Raw genomic sequence first — 2,204 nt, forward strand, 5'->3', positions numbered from 1 at the left:
ATTCCCAGGATCTGGCAACCGGACATTGTTATTTGTGGTGGAGATATGGTGGCAGGAATGGGAATTTCAAAGGAAGAGCAACTTCAGAAAATGTGGGAGGGTTTTAATGAACATATAGCAGGACCTTTAAAAAAAGCTGAGATCCCCTTTGCCTTTACTCTTGGTAATCACGATGGCCCGAGAAGTTATCCGGTGGAATGGGAGTTTGCACGAAACTTTTGGAGAAACAACAAGAACAAACCAGATCTCGATTTTGTAGATGATACTCATTTTCCAAATTATTACTCCTTTCTAGAAAATGATATTTTTTTCGTTTCCTGGGAGGCTTCTTCTTCAAAAATTACCGAAAAGAACCTGGAGTGGGTGGAGAAACAGTTTGAAACTTCCGAAGCGAAAAATGCTAAACTTCGTTTTGTGATAGGCCATATGCCTTTATATAGTGTGGCTCAGGAACGAGATTCAAATGGAAATGTACTGGAGGAACCAGAAAAGCTTCAGGAATTACTGGAGAAATATAAGGTTCATACTTACATCAGCGGACATCAGCACGCCTATTATCCCGGGAAACGAGGGAAATTGGAATTATTAAATGCTGGTGCTTCGGGTTCAGGTCCCCGGGGATGGCTAACTCAGAGGAAAAAGCCCGTAAATACCATTACCATAATGGATGTGTTTCACGAGAAGGATAGCATCACTTACAGCACCTATGACATAAAAGAGAGAAAAGCTGCAGAAATGCAACTTTTTGATTCCTACAGCCTTCCCTCAGCAATGTTCGGTGTGAATGGGTATGTTTTGCGCAGGGATATCGCGGAAGCAAAGCAGGCGAAAGCCTTCCTCTCTTCCTGGAATTCCGATAGCAAAGATATTTCAGGAATAGCTCACGTAAAAGCTGAAGTTATTGGTGACCGCTTAAATATTCAGGGAAAATATTTTAACCTCCAGGGTGAAGGAAATTCTGTCGGGATTTACCAGGGAAGAAATACTGAAAAGGGTAAATTACTGAAGATGTTAAAAACCAAAAACTCAGGGGACGGAAGCGGGAAAATTGAGGGAAGCCTAAAGCTTACCGGCAAGTTAAAGGATCACCTGGCCATTGGAAGCCTCTACCTGGAGTTCAAGACTTCAGAAGGAAAATTAAGAGGACAGCTTTATCCTGAAAACAATTCTGCTCCAAAACCGCCAAAAATCACCTCACATTCTGAAAAAAACATTTACGGAGTGCGGAACATTAAGGCCCTGTATGAATTGAAATGGGACGAAGCCCGGGATAAGGATGGGGATTTTGTAAATTATATCTATCAGCTTTCAAAGGATGAGGATTTTTCAGAGATAATTTTTCAGAAAAAAACTGGAAGAGAGAGCGGTTTAAAAATGACCGAAAAAGAATGGTTTCAGCGCCTTAGCGAAGCTGAAATCGGGGAAGCAGTGACTTTCTTCCATCGGGTATTGGCAAGTGATGGCAGCAACTTTTCCTCTTCAGAAATTTCTGAATTTAAACTGGTGAAATCTGATGAGATTCTTGACGATCTCGCCGAAATTCCTGCTCCTGAATATGTCTTTAAAGGAAAGATCGAAAATTCCGGTGCAGGTTATGGTGCACAATGGGATGGGGAAGGGAAACTCTGGCTAGCCGATTATAACCGCGGATTTATTATCAAAAACAGTGAAAATAAAGAAGTGGATTTTTCGCCGTTAACTTCTGTTGAAATAAATAATCAAACCTATCAGCTCAATCCTGTAAACGGGATGGGAGTAGATTTAGACGGAAACATTTTAGCCGGAATCAATCGCCGGTTGATAAAAATAGATGCTAAAACCGGTAAAGGAATTGCAGTTTGGGAAGCCCCTGAAGGAGCCAGGGCAATCACTTCACCCCGAGCGGCGGAAAATGGGGAAATATACGCGATGTCGCTCTTTGGGGAAGATCCCAATTATGTGTTGAAGCAAAACGGGGAAACTTTTGATTTAATCAGGACCATCACGTTAAAAAACAGAAATCTCTCCCGAACCTTTGATATGACATCAGATGCCAAGACCTTGTATTTTCCTGATCCCGGCAGCCCGAGGATTCAGGTGTATTCCAAAGATGGAGAAGAGTATAAAAAAGAGGAGGATATTTCCAGTATAAACGCAGGTTCCAGTGCCCTCCGGGTTATCGGAAATTCTATTTATACCGCAGTAAGATCCAGCGGAGTTTCCCC

General features: G+C 42.1%; 1 protein-coding gene. It reads left to right on the plus strand.

The window, feature by feature from the left end:
- Nucleotides 1–2,204 (plus strand): metallophosphoesterase (locus ACESK1_RS10385; protein ID WP_372920116.1); only part of this gene is annotated, 2,204 nt, incomplete at both ends.

Source organism: Salegentibacter sp. (assembly GCF_041642575.1).
Lineage (GTDB): Bacteria > Bacteroidota > Bacteroidia > Flavobacteriales > Flavobacteriaceae > Salegentibacter.